The sequence below is a fragment of the Mycolicibacterium chlorophenolicum genome (genome assembly GCF_001044235.1).
In the GTDB taxonomy this organism is placed as follows: Bacteria; Actinomycetota; Actinomycetes; order Mycobacteriales; family Mycobacteriaceae; genus Mycobacterium; species Mycobacterium chlorophenolicum.
The window spans coordinates 269,220-285,656 of record NZ_JYNL01000020.1 but is presented as its reverse complement, the minus strand read 5'-3'; the positions used below and the strand labels follow the sequence as shown (position 1 = coordinate 285,656).

Annotated in this window: 19 protein-coding genes; 13 read left to right on the top strand and 6 right to left on the bottom strand. The window is 69.2% G+C overall.

All coding sequences use genetic code 11. The annotated features are described in order from the left end of the window. Positions 1 to 3 precede the first annotated feature (3 nt). The 5 genes from MCHLDSM_RS09345 (at position 4) to pdxT (ending at position 4,582) form a co-directional block, all read left to right on the top strand. Positions 4 to 1,134, top strand: coding sequence for a glycosyltransferase family 4 protein (locus MCHLDSM_RS09345; RefSeq protein ID WP_048469818.1), 1,131 nt, complete (start codon positions 4 to 6; stop codon positions 1,132 to 1,134). Continuing rightward, complete coding sequence (locus MCHLDSM_RS09340) at positions 1,131 to 2,168, top strand: NUDIX hydrolase (protein ID WP_048469817.1); 1,038 nt, start codon at positions 1,131 to 1,133, stop codon at positions 2,166 to 2,168. Before MCHLDSM_RS09345 ends, MCHLDSM_RS09340 begins: the two co-directional genes overlap by 4 nt. Positions 2,169 to 2,233: 65 nt before the next feature. Next, positions 2,234 to 3,139: a pyridoxal 5'-phosphate synthase lyase subunit PdxS gene (gene pdxS / locus MCHLDSM_RS09335; protein WP_048469816.1), complete on the top strand. Its 906-nt coding sequence runs from the start codon at positions 2,234 to 2,236 to the stop codon at positions 3,137 to 3,139. A gap of 10 nt (positions 3,140 to 3,149) precedes the next feature. Beyond that, the gene (tesB, locus tag MCHLDSM_RS09330) at positions 3,150 to 3,998 is read left to right on the top strand and encodes an acyl-CoA thioesterase II (RefSeq protein WP_048469815.1); all 849 of its coding nucleotides are present in this window, start codon (positions 3,150 to 3,152) and stop codon (positions 3,996 to 3,998) included. After that, the gene (pdxT, locus tag MCHLDSM_RS09325; RefSeq protein ID WP_048469814.1) at positions 3,995 to 4,582 is read left to right on the top strand and encodes a pyridoxal 5'-phosphate synthase glutaminase subunit PdxT; all 588 of its coding nucleotides are present in this window, start codon (positions 3,995 to 3,997) and stop codon (positions 4,580 to 4,582) included. Before tesB ends, pdxT begins: the two co-directional genes overlap by 4 nt. Positions 4,583 to 4,631: 49 nt before the next feature. On the opposite strand, the gene MCHLDSM_RS09320 is transcribed toward pdxT, so the two are convergent. The 3 genes from MCHLDSM_RS09320 to MCHLDSM_RS09310 all read right to left on the bottom strand — a co-directional run bounded on the left by MCHLDSM_RS09320 (position 4,632) and on the right by MCHLDSM_RS09310 (position 9,372). Next, positions 4,632 to 6,281: a purine-cytosine permease family protein gene (locus MCHLDSM_RS09320; protein ID WP_048469813.1), complete on the bottom strand. Its 1,650-nt coding sequence runs from the start codon at positions 6,279 to 6,281 to the stop codon at positions 4,632 to 4,634. 97 nt (positions 6,282 to 6,378) lie between these two features. Continuing rightward, on the bottom strand, positions 6,379 to 7,590 hold the full coding sequence (locus tag MCHLDSM_RS09315; RefSeq protein ID WP_048469812.1) for an acyl-CoA dehydrogenase family protein: 1,212 nt from the start codon (positions 7,588 to 7,590) through the stop codon (positions 6,379 to 6,381). A 48-nt stretch (positions 7,591 to 7,638) separates the two neighbouring features. Next, on the bottom strand, positions 7,639 to 9,372 hold the full coding sequence (locus MCHLDSM_RS09310) for a CocE/NonD family hydrolase (RefSeq protein WP_048469811.1): 1,734 nt from the start codon (positions 9,370 to 9,372) through the stop codon (positions 7,639 to 7,641). A gap of 62 nt (positions 9,373 to 9,434) precedes the next feature. Between MCHLDSM_RS09310 and MCHLDSM_RS09305 the strand changes: the two genes are divergently transcribed. Together MCHLDSM_RS09305 and MCHLDSM_RS09300 are read left to right on the top strand one after the other, a co-directional pair. Further along, positions 9,435 to 10,028, top strand: a complete 594-nt coding sequence (locus tag MCHLDSM_RS09305) for a TetR/AcrR family transcriptional regulator (RefSeq protein WP_109788794.1) — start codon at positions 9,435 to 9,437, stop codon at positions 10,026 to 10,028. Between the two features lie 71 nt (positions 10,029 to 10,099). Continuing rightward, positions 10,100 to 10,855, top strand: a complete 756-nt coding sequence (locus MCHLDSM_RS09300; protein WP_048416250.1) for a YebC/PmpR family DNA-binding transcriptional regulator — start codon at positions 10,100 to 10,102, stop codon at positions 10,853 to 10,855. Between the two features lie 12 nt (positions 10,856 to 10,867). Here MCHLDSM_RS09300 and MCHLDSM_RS09295 read toward each other — a convergent pair whose 3' ends face one another. From MCHLDSM_RS09295 to MCHLDSM_RS09285, 3 genes are all read right to left on the bottom strand, one after another. Beyond that, positions 10,868 to 11,119, bottom strand: coding sequence for a hypothetical protein (locus tag MCHLDSM_RS09295; protein ID WP_048469809.1), 252 nt, complete (start codon positions 11,117 to 11,119; stop codon positions 10,868 to 10,870). A gap of 92 nt (positions 11,120 to 11,211) precedes the next feature. After that, the gene (locus MCHLDSM_RS09290) at positions 11,212 to 11,817 is read right to left on the bottom strand and encodes a TetR/AcrR family transcriptional regulator (protein ID WP_048469808.1); all 606 of its coding nucleotides are present in this window, start codon (positions 11,815 to 11,817) and stop codon (positions 11,212 to 11,214) included. A gap of 69 nt (positions 11,818 to 11,886) precedes the next feature. After that, entirely contained in the window at positions 11,887 to 12,732 is an 846-nt protein-coding gene (locus MCHLDSM_RS09285; protein ID WP_048469807.1) for an alpha/beta fold hydrolase, read from the bottom strand. Between the two features lie 62 nt (positions 12,733 to 12,794). Here MCHLDSM_RS09285 and MCHLDSM_RS09280 point away from each other — a divergent pair, with 62 nt between their 5' ends. From MCHLDSM_RS09280 to MCHLDSM_RS09255, 6 genes are all read left to right on the top strand, one after another. Next, positions 12,795 to 13,403, top strand: a complete 609-nt coding sequence (locus tag MCHLDSM_RS09280) for a TetR/AcrR family transcriptional regulator (RefSeq protein WP_082168803.1) — start codon at positions 12,795 to 12,797, stop codon at positions 13,401 to 13,403. Positions 13,404 to 13,426: 23 nt separating this feature from the next. Then, a complete protein-coding gene (locus MCHLDSM_RS09275; protein WP_048469806.1) occupies positions 13,427 to 13,750 on the top strand; it encodes a hypothetical protein in 324 nt (107 codons plus the stop codon). Positions 13,751 to 13,821: 71 nt separating this feature from the next. Further along, positions 13,822 to 14,394, top strand: a complete 573-nt coding sequence (gene ruvC, locus MCHLDSM_RS09270) for a crossover junction endodeoxyribonuclease RuvC (protein ID WP_082168802.1) — start codon at positions 13,822 to 13,824, stop codon at positions 14,392 to 14,394. Continuing rightward, positions 14,391 to 14,978 (top strand): Holliday junction branch migration protein RuvA, encoded by a 588-nt coding sequence (gene ruvA / locus MCHLDSM_RS09265; RefSeq protein WP_048469804.1) that lies wholly within the window; start codon positions 14,391 to 14,393, stop codon positions 14,976 to 14,978. Before ruvC ends, ruvA begins: the two co-directional genes overlap by 4 nt. Continuing rightward, positions 14,978 to 16,048 (top strand): Holliday junction branch migration DNA helicase RuvB, encoded by a 1,071-nt coding sequence (gene ruvB / locus MCHLDSM_RS09260; protein WP_048469803.1) that lies wholly within the window; start codon positions 14,978 to 14,980, stop codon positions 16,046 to 16,048. The genes ruvA and ruvB overlap by 1 nt, the downstream gene beginning before the upstream one ends. Further along, positions 16,048 to 16,434: a DUF1304 domain-containing protein gene (locus tag MCHLDSM_RS09255; protein ID WP_048469802.1), complete on the top strand. Its 387-nt coding sequence runs from the start codon at positions 16,048 to 16,050 to the stop codon at positions 16,432 to 16,434. The genes ruvB and MCHLDSM_RS09255 overlap by 1 nt, the downstream gene beginning before the upstream one ends. The last annotated feature ends 3 nt before the right edge of the window (positions 16,435 to 16,437 follow it).

Here is a 16,437-nt window from a genome sequence, read left to right as displayed (position 1 = left end):
CTGATGCGCATCGGCATGGTCTGCCCGTACTCCTTCGACGTGCCCGGGGGAGTGCAGTCGCATGTGCTGCAGCTCGCCGAAGTGATGCACACCCAGGGGCACGAGGTCAGCGTTCTCGCGCCGGCCTCGCCGGACGCCGAGGCGTCGCTTCCCGACTACGTGGTGTCGGGCGGGCGGGCCGTCCCGATTCCCTACAACGGGTCCGTCGCGCGCCTGCGGTTCGGCCCGGCGACGCACCGCAAGGTCAAGAAGTGGCTGCAGCAGGGCGATTTCGACGTGCTGCACCTACACGAGCCGAACGCTCCGAGCCTGTCGATGCTGGCGTTGAACATCGCCGAGGGACCGATCGTGGCGACCTTCCACACCTCGACCACGAAGTCGCTGACCCTGTCGGTGTTCGAGCCGATCCTGCGCCCGATGCACGAGAAGATCGTCGGTCGGATCGCGGTGTCCGACCTGGCGCGGCGCTGGCAGATGGAGGCGCTGGGCAGCGACGCCGTCGAGATCCCCAACGGCGTCGACGTGGCGTCGTTCGCCACGGCGCCGCTGCTCGACGGCTATCCGCGCCCGGGCCGGTCGATCCTGTTCCTCGGCCGGTTCGACGAGCCGCGCAAGGGCATGGCCGTGCTGATCGGTGCGCTGCCCGCGGTGGTCGAGCGGTTCGGTGACGTCGAGATCCTGGTGGTGGGGCGCGGCGACGAGGACGAGCTGCGGGAGACGGCCGGGCCGCTGGCCGGCCATCTGCGGTTCCTCGGGCAGGTCGACGACGCGCTGAAGGCGTCGGCGATGCGCAGCGCCGACGTGTACTGCGCGCCGCACACCGGCGGCGAGAGTTTCGGCATCGTCCTGGTGGAGGCGATGGCGGCGGGAACCGCGGTGGTCGCCAGCGACTTGGATGCGTTCCGCCGGGTGCTCGACGACGGGCGCGGCGGCCGGCTGGTCGCCGTCGACGATCCCGATGCGCTGGCGGCGGGGCTGATCGACATGCTGGCCGACGACGCCCGCCGGGCGCGGTACATCGAGTGCGCCTCCGATCTGGTGCAGCGCTACGACTGGTCGGTGGTGGCCCGGCAGATCATGCGGGTCTACGAGACGGTCGCCGGTGCGGGCGTCAAAGTGCAGGTCGCCACATGATTCCCTGGGTGACCGCGGTGTTGATCGCGCTGCTGGTCGCCGCGGTGCTGCTGGTCGCGCTGTGGGCGTTCCAGACCGCCAACCGGCTCGACCGGCTGCACGTGCGCTACGACCTGTCCTGGCAGGCGCTCGACGGCGCGCTGGCCCGGCGCGCGGTGGTGGCGCGGGCGGTCGCCGTCGACGCCTACGGGGTCGGCCCCGACGGCAAGCGGCTGGCGGCGCTGGCCGACGCGGCCGAGCGGGCGCCGCGCCAGGCGCGGGAGGCCGCCGAGAACGAGCTGTCCGCGGCGCTGGCCCGGGTCGATCCCGCATCGCTGCCCCGGGCGTTGGTCGCCGAGCTGGCCGACGCCGAGGCGCGGGTGCTGCTGGCGCGCCGATTCCACAACGACGCGGTCCGCGACACCCTGGCGCTGCGGGAGCGCCCCGCCGTGCGGGCCTTGCGGCTGGGCGGTACGGCGGCGATGCCGACGTACTTCGAGATCGCCGAGGGCGGTGAGGTGTCGACGCGCGAAGCCGCGCCGGCGACGCGGCGCACCTCGGCGCGGGTGGTGCTGCTCGACGACGGCGGGGCCGTACTGCTGCTGTGCGGATCGGATCCGGAGAGCCCGCTCACGCCCGCCCCCCGGTGGTGGTTCACCATCGGCGGTGCCGCGCAGGTGGGCGAGTCGCTGGCGCAGACCGCGGCCCGCGAACTGGAGGAGGAGACCGGTCTTGCGGTGCACGCCGCGGACATGGTCGGTCCGCTGTGGCGGCGCGACGCCACGATCGAGTTCAACGGTGCGGTGATCCGCAGCGAAGAGATGTACTTCGTGCACCGCACCGTCCGGTTCGAGCCCGCCGACACCGGCCGCTCGGTGCTGGAGCGGACCTACATCCATGGTCACCGCTGGTGCGATGCGACAATGATCCGCAACCTGGTCGCCGGTGGTGAGGCCGTCTACCCGCGTCAGCTGGCCGAGCTTCTCGACGAGGCGAACGCCCTGGCCGACAGACCCGAAGCGGTGGCGCAGCGGCCGTTGCAATCCATCCGCTGAGATGCGGATCTAATGGATTTGCGGGCCCCCTTAGACTGGATCAGTAGCGAACGAAGGAGTTGACAGTGGAAACCGAAGCTCTCGGCAGTTCCGCCCGCGGCACGTCGCGGGTGAAGCGCGGTATGGCGGAGATGCTCAAGGGCGGCGTCATCATGGACGTCGTCACGCCTGAGCAGGCTCGGATCGCCGAGGGGGCCGGTGCGGTGGCGGTGATGGCGCTCGAGCGCGTCCCGGCCGACATCCGCGCCCAGGGCGGGGTGTCGCGGATGAGCGACCCCGACATGATCGAGGGCATCATCGACGCGGTCACCATCCCGGTGATGGCCAAGGCCCGCATCGGGCACTTCGTCGAGGCGCAGATCCTGCAGAGCCTCGGCGTGGATTACGTCGACGAGTCGGAGGTGCTCACCCCGGCCGACTACGCCAACCACATCGACAAGTGGAAGTTCACCGTGCCGTTCGTGTGCGGCGCCACCAACCTCGGTGAGGCGCTGCGCCGGATCACCGAGGGGGCGGCGATGATCCGCTCCAAGGGTGAGGCGGGCACCGGCGACGTGTCCAACGCCACCACCCACATGCGCAAGATCGGCGGTGAGATCCGTCGCCTGACGTCGCTGTCCGAGGACGAATTGTACGTTGCGGCAAAGGAATTGCAGGCTCCGTACGACCTGGTGGTCGAGGTGGCGCGGGCCGGCAAGCTGCCGGTGACGCTGTTCACCGCCGGCGGTATCGCCACCCCTGCGGACGCCGCGATGATGATGCAGCTCGGGGCCGAGGGCGTGTTCGTCGGTTCGGGCATCTTCAAGTCGGGCAACCCCGCCGAGCGCGCCGCCGCGATCGTGAAGGCCACCACGTTCTACGACGATCCCGACGTGCTGGCCAAGGTGTCCCGCGGTCTGGGCGAGGCGATGGTCGGCATCAACGTCGACGACATCCCGGTGCCCCATCGGCTCGCAGAGCGAGGCTGGTAAGAACCACACTGTGGCGATCGAAGAAATCCTCGACCTGGAGCAGATCGAGGTCAACATCTATCGCGGTGGGGTGTTCAGTCCGGAATCGGGATTCCTGCAGCGCACCTTCGGCGGTCACGTGGCCGGTCAGTCGCTGGTGTCGGCGGTCCGCACCGTCGACCCGAAGTTCCAGGTGCATTCGCTGCACGGATACTTCCTGCGCGCCGGCGACGCCCGGTCACCGTCGGTGTACACCGTGGAGCGCATCCGCGACGGCGGGTCCTTCTGCACCCGGCGGGTGACCGCGATCCAGCACGGCGAGACCATCTTCTCGATGTCGGCGTCGTTCCAGTCCGACCAGAGCGGTATCGAGCATCAGGACGCCATGCCGGTCGCACCGCCACCCGACGACATCCCCGACTTCGAGTCCGTCAGCAAGGTGTTCGACGACGCGAGCTTCCGGCAGTTCGACGAGTGGGACGTGCGCATCGTGCCGCGCAAAGATCTGCATCTGTTGCCCAACAAGGCTTCTCAGCAGCAGGTGTGGTTCCGGCACCGTGACCCGCTGCCGGATGACCCGGTGCTGCACATCTGCGCGCTGGCCTACATGAGCGACCTGACTCTGCTCGGCTCGGCGCAGGTGAACTACCCCGAGGTGCGAAAGCACCTGCAGGTGGCGTCCCTGGACCACGCGATGTGGTTCATGCGGGCGTTCCGCGCCGACGAGTGGCTGCTCTACGACCAGTCCTCGCCGTCGGCGTGCGGCGGCCGCTCGCTGACCCAGGGCAAGATCTTCAACCAGTACGGGGAGATGGTCGCTGCGGTGATGCAGGAAGGCCTGACGCGCTTCCCGCGCGACTTCACGCCCGGACGTCCGTGAGCGCGCGGCGCGTCGGGGTGCTGGCTCTGCAGGGCGACACCCGCGAGCACCTCGCCGCGCTGCGGGAGGCCGGCGCCGAGGCGTCGACCGTGCGCCGTCCGGAGGAACTCGCGCGCGTCGACGGGCTGGTGATCCCGGGCGGCGAGTCGACGGCGATGAGTCACCTGCTGCGCGAGTTCGACCTGCTCGAGCCGCTGCGTACGCGCCTCGCCGAGGGCATGCCGGCCTACGGTTCGTGCGCGGGCATGATCCTGCTCGCCACCGAGATCGCCGACGCCGGAGTGCCCGGCCGAGAGGCCCTGCCGCTGCGCGGCATCGACATGACGGTGCGGCGCAATGCTTTCGGGCGCCAGGTGGATTCGTTCGAGGAGGACATCCTTTTCGACGGGCTGGAGGGTTCGGTGCATGCCGTGTTCATCCGGGCGCCCTGGGTGGAGCGCGTCGGGCCGGGCGTCGAGGTGCTCGCCTCGGCCGCGGGCCATCCGGTCGCGGTGCGCCAGGGCCGCACGCTGGCCACCGCGTTTCATCCCGAGGTGACCGGCGACCGCCGGGTGCACAGGCTGTTCGTCGACTCCCTGTCGTGATTTCGGCGTGGTTGGTTGCGCTCACCGCGACTGCGCACGCCGAAATCGCTCAGGACTGGGCCGGCAGCACGTGGTCGGCCACTTTGTCGGTGGACAGGCACAGCGAGCAGACGAACGCGTCGTGGGTCTGGCACTTGAGCATGTCCGGCCGCTCGTAGTCGTGATGGCACACGTGGCAGGTGAGGTGGGCACCGGACGGGTTGCCCAGCTCGTCGTACATCGGCAGGTCGATGCCGTCATCGGTGCGGCGCAGGTAGTACTTGCCCTTGGTGGCGATCGCGATGATCGGCGGCAGCACCAGGCCCAGACCGATGGCGACCAGCGGTGAGTAGGGCCGGATGCCCTCGCCCAGGCCGCCGAAGAACGCCAGGATCGACACACCCGCCGCGATCAGCATGGAGCCGAATCCGACCGGGTTGATCGCGTACAGCATGCCGCGCCGGAATTCGGGCGCCTTGGGGGACAGGCCCAGCAGGTACTTGTTGAACACGATGTCCGACGCCACCACCACGACCCAGGCCATGCCGCAGTTAGCGTAGAAGCCGAGGATGGTGTTCAGGAAGTCGAACATGTTGGCTTCCATCAGGATCAGTGCGATCAGCAGGTTGAAGCCGAGGAAGACCAGCCGGCCGGGATAGCGCTTGGTCACCCGCGTGAACGAGTTCGTCCAGGCCAGCGACCCCGAGTAGGCGTTCGTCACGTTGATCTTGATCTGGCTGATCACCACGAGCACCACGGCCAGCGTCATGGCGAGCCAGCCGGGCAGGAAGTTCTCGTAGATCTCCAGGAACTGGTGTACCGGTTGGTTGGCGATGCCGGCGCTGTCGGCGACGTTCGCGATCAGGTAGACGGCCAGGAACAGCCCGACGACCTGTTTGATGGCGCCGAAGAACACCCAGCCCGGTCCGGCCAGGATCATCCACGTCCACCAACTACGGGAGTTCTCGGGTGTTTTCGGCGGCATGAAGCGCAGGTAGTCGATCTGCTCGGCGATCTGGGCGATCAGGGACAGGCACACGCCTGCTGCCAGCAGCGTGTGGCCCAGATCGAAGCCGCCGTTACCCGCCTCGCCCTGATAGGCGAAGAACTGGCCCACCGACTCCGGATGGCTGACCACCAGGTACACGAACGGCGCGACCATCAGGATCAGCCACAGCGGCGTCGTCCAGACCTGCAGTGTGGACAGGACTTTCATGCCGTAGATCACCAGCGGGAAGATGATCAGCGTGGAGGCGGCGTAGCCCAGCCACAGCGGCACCCCCAGGCCGAGTTGGAGGCCCTGGGCCATGATCGACCCCTCGAGGGCGAAGAAGATGAACGTGAACGTCGCCATGATCACGTTGGTGACCACCGAGCCGTAGTACCCGAATCCGCTGCCGCGCGTGATCAAGTCGAGGTCCATGTTGTAGCGCGCCGCGTAGTAGGCCAGCGGGAAGCCGGTCAGGAAGATGACCACGGCGAAGATCAGGATGCCCCACAGGGCGTTCGTGGTGCCGTAGGAGATCCCGATGTTGGCGCCGATCGCGAAGTCGGCGAGGTACGCGATGCCGCCGAGCGCCGAGATGCCGACGACGCCGGTCGACCACTTCCGGTAGCTGCGCGGCGCGAAGCGCAGCGTGTAGTCCTCGAGTGTCTCCTTGGTGGCGGTCAGTCTGTCGAGGTCGGTGGTGCGCACCTCGTCGCCGAGTTCAGACGTCATTCGCCGACGGTAGGCCGCCTGTGTTTCGTGCTCGTGACGCCTGTGTTCCGTCGCCGGAACGGGAACGCGATCGAATTGACTACAGAGTCAACGGCTTTCAGCGGATCGGCAGCCCGGTGATCGCGCGCGCCATCACCAGTCGCTGGATCTCGCTGGTGCCCTCGAAGATCGTGAAGATCTTGGCATCGCGGTGCATCCGCTCGACGGGGTACTCGCGGGTGTAGCCGTTGCCGCCGAGGATCTGGATCGCCTCGTCGGTGACGTACACCGCGGCCTCGCTGGCCACCAGCTTGGCCATCGACCCCTCGGCGGAATCGAAGCTCTTGCCGTTGCGGGCCATCCAGCCGGCGCGGTAGACGAGCAGGCGGGCGGCGTCGATGCGGGCCTTCATGTCGGCGAGCTTGAACGCCACCGCCTGGAACTCGCCGATCTTGCGGCCGAATTGCTCACGCTCGCAGGCATAGTCGCGCGCGTACTCGAACGCGGCCCGGGCGACGCCCACCGCCATCGCGCCGACGGTCGGGCGGGTCCGCTCGAACGTCGCCATCGCCGCCTGCCCGGCGGCCTTCTTACCCTCGCGGACCTTGGCGATGCGGGCGTCGAACTTCTCCTTGCCGCCGACGATCATGCGGCCCGGGAGGCGCACGTCGTCCAGTACCACCTCGGCGGTGTGCGAGGCGCGGATGCCGTGCTTGAGGAACTTCTGACCCTGGCTGAGTCCCTTGGTGCCGGGCGGGATGACGAACGACGCCTGGCCGCGGGTGCCCAATTCCGGGTGTACGGAGGCGACGACGACGTGGACGTTCGCGATACCGCCGTTGGTGGCCCACGTCTTGGTGCCGTTGAGCACCCATTCGTCGGTGGCCTCGTCGTAGCGCGCCCGGGTGAGGATCGCGCCGACGTCGGAACCGGCGCCCGGCTCCGACGAGCAGAACGCGGCGACCTTCGGATCGTCGACGGTGCCGAACATCTGCGGCACCCACTCGCCGACCTGCTCGGGGGTGCCGTTGGCGGCCAGCGACGCCGCGGCCAGCCCGGTGCCCAGGATCGACAGCGCGATCCCGGCGTCACCCCAGAACATCTCCTCGAAGGCGACGATCATGCCCAGCCCGCTGGGTTCGGTGGCCTGCTCGGCGAAGAACTCCATCGAGTAGAGCCCGACCTTGGCGGCCTCCTGGATGATCGGCCACGGGGTTTCCTCGCGCTCGTCCCATTCCGCGGCGGCCGGGCGGATCACGTCCGCAGCGAACTCGTGGACCCACTTCTGAACGTCGACGAGATCGGACGACAACTCCAGCGAGAACGTCATGGGAGACACCTTACTCCGCAGTAAGATAGGGGGACCAGACTGTGTGGCTCAGCTAACACTCGAAGCGAGCACGGGCAGCAGCAACCGCGAGCCGGAGGACACGCTGTTCACGCTGCTGGTGCCGACGCTGGCATGGCGGAAGTCCATGATCGCCGGACTGGCCGGGTCCTGGTCGTCGCTGGTCAGCACCAACTGCAGCCGGTGTCCTGCGGCGAAGCGGCGGGCATTGGGCACCAGCGGGATCCGATAGGTCACCGGCTGGCCTGCCGGTACGGCCACGGCGACCTCGCACCTCAGCACAGGAGCGCCCTCGTGGCTGGCCGCGTCGTCGACGGTGCGCAGCCCCGCACGCAGCCAGCCGGCGGTCACATCGGTGACCGCGCCGTCGGGGTCGACGTCGCGCAGCGTGACGATCCACGCGGTGTCGGCCGCGGTGGCCGACGCCTGCAGCTGCAGCTCGATCTCGCCGACGACGTCGAGCGCGCCCGGCAGAGGGGCCGACGTCCACGTCAGCATCGGCGGCGGGTCGACCGCGCTGGCCTTGGCGCGGTTGAGGCCCGCGCCGAGTGTCAGGAACTCGCGCGTGCCGGGCACGCCTTCGTCGTCGGACAGCGCGCCGTCGGCGCGCAGCGCCCACCGCCGGTACGTCGCGGGCGGCGGCCACGTGTCGTCGGCGTGCCAGCCGTCGGCTCCGGGGAGGACGTAACGGACGGGCGGCCCGGCCATGATCCCGGTGTCGGCGCCTTTGAGCCAGTGGTCGTACCACGCGAGCGCCTCGTGGTGCAGACTCTCCCAGGGCCAGGTCAGGCCGAATCGGCCGAGCAGCGCCATCCGGACATTCGGGTTGTGCGCCAACGCTTTCCATGCGGTGAACGTGGACGGCAGGTGCAACGGCACATTCTCCCAGTCGCAGCCGAGGTAGACGGGGATGTCGACCTCGGACAGCAGCGGCAGCAGGTTGCGTTCCTCCCACCAGGCGTCGCGCAGCGGATGCTTGACCATCGTGTCGAGCCACAGGTCATCCCACGGGTGCGGGTCGTGGGGGAGTTTGAGCAACTGGCGCATCATCGTGACTGCGGCTTCGCCGTTCATCGTGGCGAACTTCCGGTGCACGCGCGGTGTGTTGAGGATGCGGCGGGCCGCCGCGATGACCGGGTTGCGCCGCCAGAACACGTCACTGCGGTCCGACGTCAGGCCCATCATCGACAGGAACGGTGTGATGAACGCCGAACTCGTGAGCCCATGGTGTGACGCCGCGTCGTAGAGATCGGCGGTGGCGGCGATCGGGAAGATCGCCCGCAGGTGTGGCGGTCGCTCGACCGCGGCCTCGAGTTGGGTCATGGCGAAGTAGCTGATGCCGATCATGCCGACGTTGCCGTCGCACCACGGCTGCGCGGCCGCCCATTCGACCAGGTCGTACATGTCGCGACGTTCCTGGGCGTCGAAGAAGCCGAACGTGCCCCCGGACCCGCCGGTGCCGCGGACGTTGGCGATCACGTGGACGTAACCGCGGGGCACCCAGAAATCGGTCGCTCCCGCCTCGATGAAGCCGGCGGGCGCGCCCAGATCCTGCATCTGCCGGGGATACGGCGATGCGGCGATGAGCGCCGGGAACCTCGCCGGAGCGTCGGGGCGGTGCACATCGGCCATCAGGTTGACGCCGTCGCGCATCGGGACGCGCTGGTTGACGAGGTGGGTGATGCCGAAGCGGGGCGCGCTGAGGTTGCGGTACTCGCGGCCGGTGTCCTGCGGACCGTTCAACGAGCGTGCACTGATGGGCATAATCTCACGCTACGTTGAAACTAGTCTCATCGCAACGTGAAATTCCCGCTACGATGAGACCCGTGCCGAAAGTCCCCCCAGGGCCTCGCGACGAACGCGGGGTGTTGTCGAACAGAATCCTCGTTGCGGCGCGACAGGCGTTCGCCGACACCGGATATGCCGGCACCACGATGCGGGCGGTGGCCCGGGCGGCCGACGTCGATCCCGCGCTGGTCTACCACTACTTCGGGTCCAAAGAAGCGCTGCTCGACGCGGCGACGGCGCCGCCTCAGCGGTGGCTGGAGAGCGTGGCGGCCACGTGGAACACCCCTGCGCCGCACCTCGGAGAGGCGTTGATTCGGCTGATGCTCGATGCCTGGGCCGACGACGAGATCGGTCCCGTCCTGCGCGCGATCCTGCAGACCGCCGCCCATGAGTCGGCGACGCGCGAAAAGCTGCGTCTGATCGTCGAGCGCAGCCTCATCGGCGTCTCGCAGCTCGGCGTGGACGAGGCCGGTCGGCAGACGCGCAGCGGCCTGATCTCGTCGCAGATCATGGGGCTGGCGATGATGCGTTACGTCTGGCGCATCGAGCCGATCGCCTCGATGAGCGAGGACGCGCTCGTCGCCGCGGTGGCGCCGAACCTGCAGCGCTACATCTCTGACGACCTGGGATGACGGGCACGTAGACTGGTCGATCGGACTTCGACGTCGTCGTGAATGAGTCGGGTGAAAGAGGTAGCGAGTAGATGAGCGGCCATTCCAAGTGGGCCACCACCAAGCACAAGAAGGCCGTGATCGATGCACGTCGCGGCAAGAATTTCGCCAAGCTGATCAAGAACATCGAGGTGGCGGCCCGCACCGGTGGCGGTGACCCCGCCGGCAACCCGACGCTGTACGACGCCATCCAGAAGGCCAAGAAGAACTCGGTGCCCAACGACAACATCGAGCGCGCCCGCAAGCGCGGCGCGGGCGAGGAGGCCGGCGGCGCCGACTGGCAGACCATCACCTACGAGGGATACGGCCCCAACGGCGTCGCCGTCCTGGTCGAGTGCCTGACCGACAACCGCAACCGCGCCGCCGGCGAGGTCCGGGTGGCGATGACGCGCAACGGCGGCAACATGGCCGACCCCGGGTCGGTGTCCTACCTGTTCTCCCGCAAGGGTGTCGTGACGCTGGACAAGAACGGGCTCACCGAGGACGACGTGCTGGCCGCGGTTCTCGATGCCGGTGCGGAGGACGTCAACGACCTGGGCGACACCTTCGAGGTCATCTCGGAGCCCACCGATCTGGTCGCCGTGCGCACCGCGCTGCAGGAGGCCGGCATCGACTACGACTCGGCCGAGGCGAGCTTCCAGCCCTCGGTCACCGTGCCCGTCGACCTCGAGGCCGCCCGCAAGGTGCTCAAGCTGGTCGACGCCCTCGAAGACAGCGACGACGTGCAGGACGTCTACACCAATATCGACATCCCCGACGACGTCGCCGCCGCCCTCGACGAGGACTGACCCCGGCGGTGACTACCGCTGGTGGTGCGGGTGACCGCCCAACACAATGAGGTTGCCGCCGTAGGGGTAGTAGCTCCAGGGCTGGTAGGGCACGTCGGGCGGAGCTGTCACCAGCTGCGCGTTGCCGGGTGACTGACACAGGCTGGTGCCGTCGCCGGAGTACGTGCAGTCGGCGCTGTTGTCCGCGGCGAGAGCGATCGGGGCCGACGAGATCGCTGCGGCGACTCCGGCCGCGACCAATGATGCGATGAGGGGATGACGCATTGTCAGTTTCTCCTTTCGAAACTGAACGTTCAGTTTCGTAAGTTAGAGCGCTTACCGCGCCCGGCGTCATCCCCGCCGGGGAATGAAGTCGATCACACCGCCGCGAGCCCCCGCATCGCCGCAGCCACGATCGCGTCGGCTGTCTCCGCATCCAGCGGCGCATCGGTCGCCAGCAACCGATACATCGCCGGGCCGAAGACCAGGTCGACGGCGATCTCGCGGTCGATATCGGTGCGAAGCTCGCCGCGGGCGACGCCGCGGTCCCAGATCGCGCGTCCCACCTCGCGCCGCGGTTGCATCAGATGGTGGCGCAACTCGGCGGCAATGTCGGGGTGGCTCTGCGCCTCACCGATCAGTTGCGCGAAGACCCGCCCGTTCGGGCCGCGATAGAACTGCATGATGCCGCGTAGGGCGAGGCGGAAATCCCGCTCCGCCGATCCGGTGTCGGGGTCTGCGGCGGCCGTGTCCATCGCCGCGAGAAACGCCTCGACGGCGACGGCGTACTTGTTCGGCCACCACTTGTAGATGGTGGCTTTGCCCACGCCGCTGCGGGCGGCGATCTCATCGGTCGTCATCGCGCGCAGGCCGACCTCCCGCATCAGGTCCGATGCTGCACGCAGCACCTCCGACCGTGACCGCTCGCTGCGGGGCCGGCCCACCCGGGCGGCCGGCGGATCCGGGTCCACGGTCTTCGTCATCGGCGTGCCTCCGCTGGTCGTGACCTGAACGCGACGTTCAGTATCGCGCATCGGGGGCGACGCCCGCGGTCACCGGGCCGCGGTGACGCCCAGGAACTCGCCGATCGCCGCGGCGGTGCGCTCCGGTTGGTCGAGCATCACCAGCACGTAGGCGTCCTCGATCATCGCGAGCCGGCCGTGCGGCAGCAGGTCGGCGAGGCGTCGGCCGTGGTCGACCGGCATCACAGGGTTCTCCGACCACAGCACCAGCGCCGGCCCGTCGAACTCCGCGAGCCGCTGCGTCGCGCGGATCAGATCGGCCTTGTCGAATCGGGTCCGGCAGTACTTCACCAGGTCCCGTCGGATCGCCCGGTCGGCCAGGCCGGCCGCCACCCACTGTTCGACCACCGCTTGGGGCACAGGGTGTTTCGCCATCATCCCGAACATCAGCCGCTGCCGGCGCAGCCGGGCGACCAGCAGTTGGCGCATCGCCAGCCACACCGTGGCGGTGCTGCGGCTGGCCAGCCACGCGACCTTGCCGGGCAAGCCGGGCGGGAAGTTGTCGAAGGCCTCCGACGGACAGATCACCAGACGTGACACCCGCTTGTCGCGGCCAAGATCGGTGAGGAACAGCGGGCCGCCCCAGTCCGTGACGACCAGGGTGACGTCGGTCAGGTCCAGCGCGTCGAGGACATCGGCGACGATGCCGACCATTCCCGGCAGCGTCAGGTCCGCGTCCGCGCGCATCGGCACGCGGTGCCCGCCCATCGGCAGCACCGGCAGCAGGTAACGGAACCCCGATGGAAGGTGCCGCAGCGCCGGATCCCACTGCGCGTCGTTCATCAGCAGGCCGTGCAGCAGCACCACCGGCGGCCCGTTCGGATCGCCCTCCTCTCGGTACTGCACCGTGCCGGCGGCGACCTCGACTGACTTCATGTGTCCTCCACTAGAATGATCGTTCTAGAACGTATGCTCTAGCCTGACACCAGGAGGTGCCCATGGCAAGGTCCACCCGAGAATCGATCCTCACCGCGGCCGCGGAGCTGATGCGCCGGCGCGGTTACGCCGGGGTGGCCATGAAGGACATCGCCGACGCGTCGGGGGCGCCGATCGGCTCGCTCTACCACCACTTCCGCGGCGGCAAGGCGCAGATCGCCCGGGAGGCTCTCGCCAACGCCGGCGCCGCCTACGGCCTGCTGATTCCGGCCGTCGTCGACGCGTACACCGACCTGGGTGAGGCGGTTCAGGCGATCTTCGACCAGGCCGCGGACGACATGGAGGGCACCGCCTTCGCCAACATGTGCCCAGTGGGCAGCGTGGCGGCGGAGGTCGCCGACACCGTCGAGGAACTCCGCCAGACCGCCGGCGCGGTCTTCGAGGGCTGGATCGCCGGCGGCACCGCCTACTTCGTCGCGCGCGGCGTGGACGAACGGCGGGCCCGTGACCTCACCACGGCGGTGATCGGCGGTCTGGAAGGAGCTTTCCTGTTGGCCAGAACGCTGCGCTCGGTCGAACCGCTGCGGGCCGCGGGACGGGTGCTCGCGCCGCAGTACCGCGGGATGGCCCTCGCGGCCCCAGTGCCGGAACCCGCCGCGGCGCCGTCCTGACCTGCGCGCTCTATGCTCTGCCCATGCCCGTCGTCACGGACCCGAACGGTTCGCAGTGGTCGGTGCACCGCAGGCTGTGGCCGTTCCCCGGCGTGGAGGACCTGCTGGACAATTTCGACTTCTTCGGCTGGGTGGTCGGCCTCGTGCTGATCCTGCCGGTTCTGCTGCTGTGGCCCTTCTGGTTCGTGGCGAAGTTCCTCGGCGTGCGATGGGTGCTCGTCGTCGAACGCGACCACGTCGAGGTGCAGCGCGAGCTGGTGCGCGGATGGCGCCGATCCGGTGCACGCAGTGGGGAGTTGGCCACGCAGATCGCGCAGGGCTGGCGCTCGGGGAACTACGCGCTCTGAGGCGTGTCCCTGCCGCCGAAGGTCGGATCCCGCCGCTAAGCTCTCGAACAAATGTTCTGTAGGAGGCTGGCGTGCGGGTGATGGGAGTCGACCCCGGGCTGACCCGGTGCGGGCTGTCGGTCATCCAGAGTGGCCGGGGCCGCCAGGTCATCGCCCTCGACGTCGACGTGGTGCGCACCCCGGCCGAGCACCCGCTGGCGCACCGGTTGCTCGCGATCAGCGATGCCGTCGAACACTGGCTGGACACCCACGAGCCCGACGTCCTCGCGATCGAGCGGGTGTTCTCCAATCAGAACGCCAACACCGCGATGGGCACCGCGCAGGCCGGCGGGGTGATCGCCCTGGCCGCCGCGCGCCGCGATATCGACGTGCACTTCCACACCCCCAGCGAGGTCAAGGCGGCCGTCACCGGTAACGGCCGCGCCGACAAAGCGCAGGTCACCGAGATGGTCACGAGAATCCTTGCCCTGCAACAGAAGCCGACACCCGCCGACGCCGCCGACGCGCTGGCCCTGGCGATCTGCCACTGCTGGCGCGCGCCGATGATCGCCCGGATGGCCGCCGCCGAGGAGATGGCGGCCGAACAGCGGCGCAAATACCAGGCCACGCTCAAGGCCGCCAAGATGTCGCGGAGCGCCCGGTGATCGCGTCGGTGCGCGGGGAGGTGCTCGACATCGCCCTCGACCACGTCGTCATCGAGGCTGCCGGTGTCGGCTACAAGGTGATGGCCACCCCGGCCACACTGGCCACGCTGCGGCGCGGCGCCGAGGCGCGGCTGATCACCGCGATGATCGTGCGGGAGGACTCCCAGACGCTCTACGGGTTCGCCGACTCCGACGCCCGTGACCTGTTCCTGACCCTGCTCGGTGTGTCCGGGATCGGCCCGAGCATCGCGCTGGGGGCGCTGGCCATGTACGACGGGCCCACTCTGCGAGCGGCGATCGGTGACGGCGACGTCACCGCGTTGACGCGAATCCCGAAGGTGGGCAAGAAGACTGCCGAACTCCTGGTGCTGACGCTGCGCGACAAGGTCGGCACGTCCACGTCGGCGGGCACGACGGCGATCGGCGGGTTCGGGATCCGCGGACCGGTGGTGGAGGCGCTCGTCGGCCTCGGCTTCGCGCTCAAGCAGGCCGAAGAGGCCACCGACAAGGTGCTCGCCAACGATCCGGAGGCGACGACGTCCGGCGCGCTGCGGTCGGCGCTGTCGATGCTGGGGAAGAAGTGATGGGCCGCTTCGAGAACGACGAACCGCCGGAGGTGGCCGACGAGCGCGAGGTCTCGGCGGCGCTGACCGTCGGCGAGGGCGACATCGACGCCAGCCTGCGGCCGCGGTCGCTGGGGGAGTTCATCGGCCAGCCTCGGGTGCGCGAACAGCTGCAGCTGGTCATCGAGGGCGCCAAGAACCGCGGAGGCACGCCCGACCACATCCTGCTGTCCGGGCCGCCGGGGCTGGGCAAGACGTCGCTGGCGATGATCATCGCCGCCGAATTGGGCTCGTCGCTGCGCGTGACGTCCGGCCCCGCGCTGGAGCGGGCTGGTGATCTGGCCGCGATGCTGTCCAATCTCGTCGAGCACGACGTGCTGTTCATCGACGAGATCCACCGCATCGCGCGCCCGGCCGAGGAAATGCTCTACCTCGCGATGGAGGACTTCCGCGTCGACGTCGTCGTGGGCAAAGGTCCCGGCGCGACGTCGATTCCGCTGGAGGTCGCGCCGTTCACGCTCGTCGGTGCCACCACCCGGTCGGGCGCGCTGACCGGACCGCTGCGCGACCGGTTCGGCTTCACCGCGCACATGGACTTCTACGAACCGTCGGAGCTGGAGCGCGTGCTGACCCGCTCGGCGGGCATCCTCGGCATCGAGTTGGGGGCCGACGCCGGCGCCGAGATCGCCCGTCGCTCCCGCGGCACGCCGCGTATCGCCAACCGGCTGCTGCGCCGGGTCCGGGACTACGCCGAGGTCCGCGCCGACGGGGTCATCACCCGCGACATCGCCAAGTACGCGCTGGAGGTCTACGACGTCGACGAGCTCGGGCTGGACCGGCTGGACCGCGCCGTGCTCTCGGCGCTGACCCGCAGCTTCGGCGGCGGGCCGGTGGGGGTGTCGACGCTCGCGGTCGCGGTGGGGGAAGAGGCCACCACCGTCGAGGAGGTGTGCGAGCCGTTCCTGGTGCGCGCCGGCATGATCGCGCGCACGCCGCGGGGCCGGGTCGCCACGGCCCTGGCCTGGACGCATCTGGGCATGACCCCTCCCAGCGGCGTCATCGGACTGGGTCAGCAAGGATTGTTCGGGTGATGACGACCGTGAGCCTGATCGTGGCGGCGCTGGCGGCGCTGCTGCACGTCTACATCTTCGTGATGGAGTCCTTCACGTGGACCGCGCCGCGCACCCGCGCGGTGTTCGGCACCACCGAGGAGGAGGCGCAGACCACCCGTCTCCTCGCCTTCAACCAGGGCTTCTACAACCTGTTCCTGGCGATCGTGACGGGCGCGGGCATCGTCGCGACCGCGCTCGGAGCCCACGCCGTCGGCGCGGCGCTGCTCTACGCCGGGCTGGGGTCGATGCTGGCCGCGGCCGTCGTGCTGCTCGCCGCCGCCCGGGACAAGGCCCGCGCGGCCGTCATCCAGGGCACCCTGCCCCTGATCGCGATAGTGCTGCTGGTGGTGAACGGGGCGCTGTAGCGT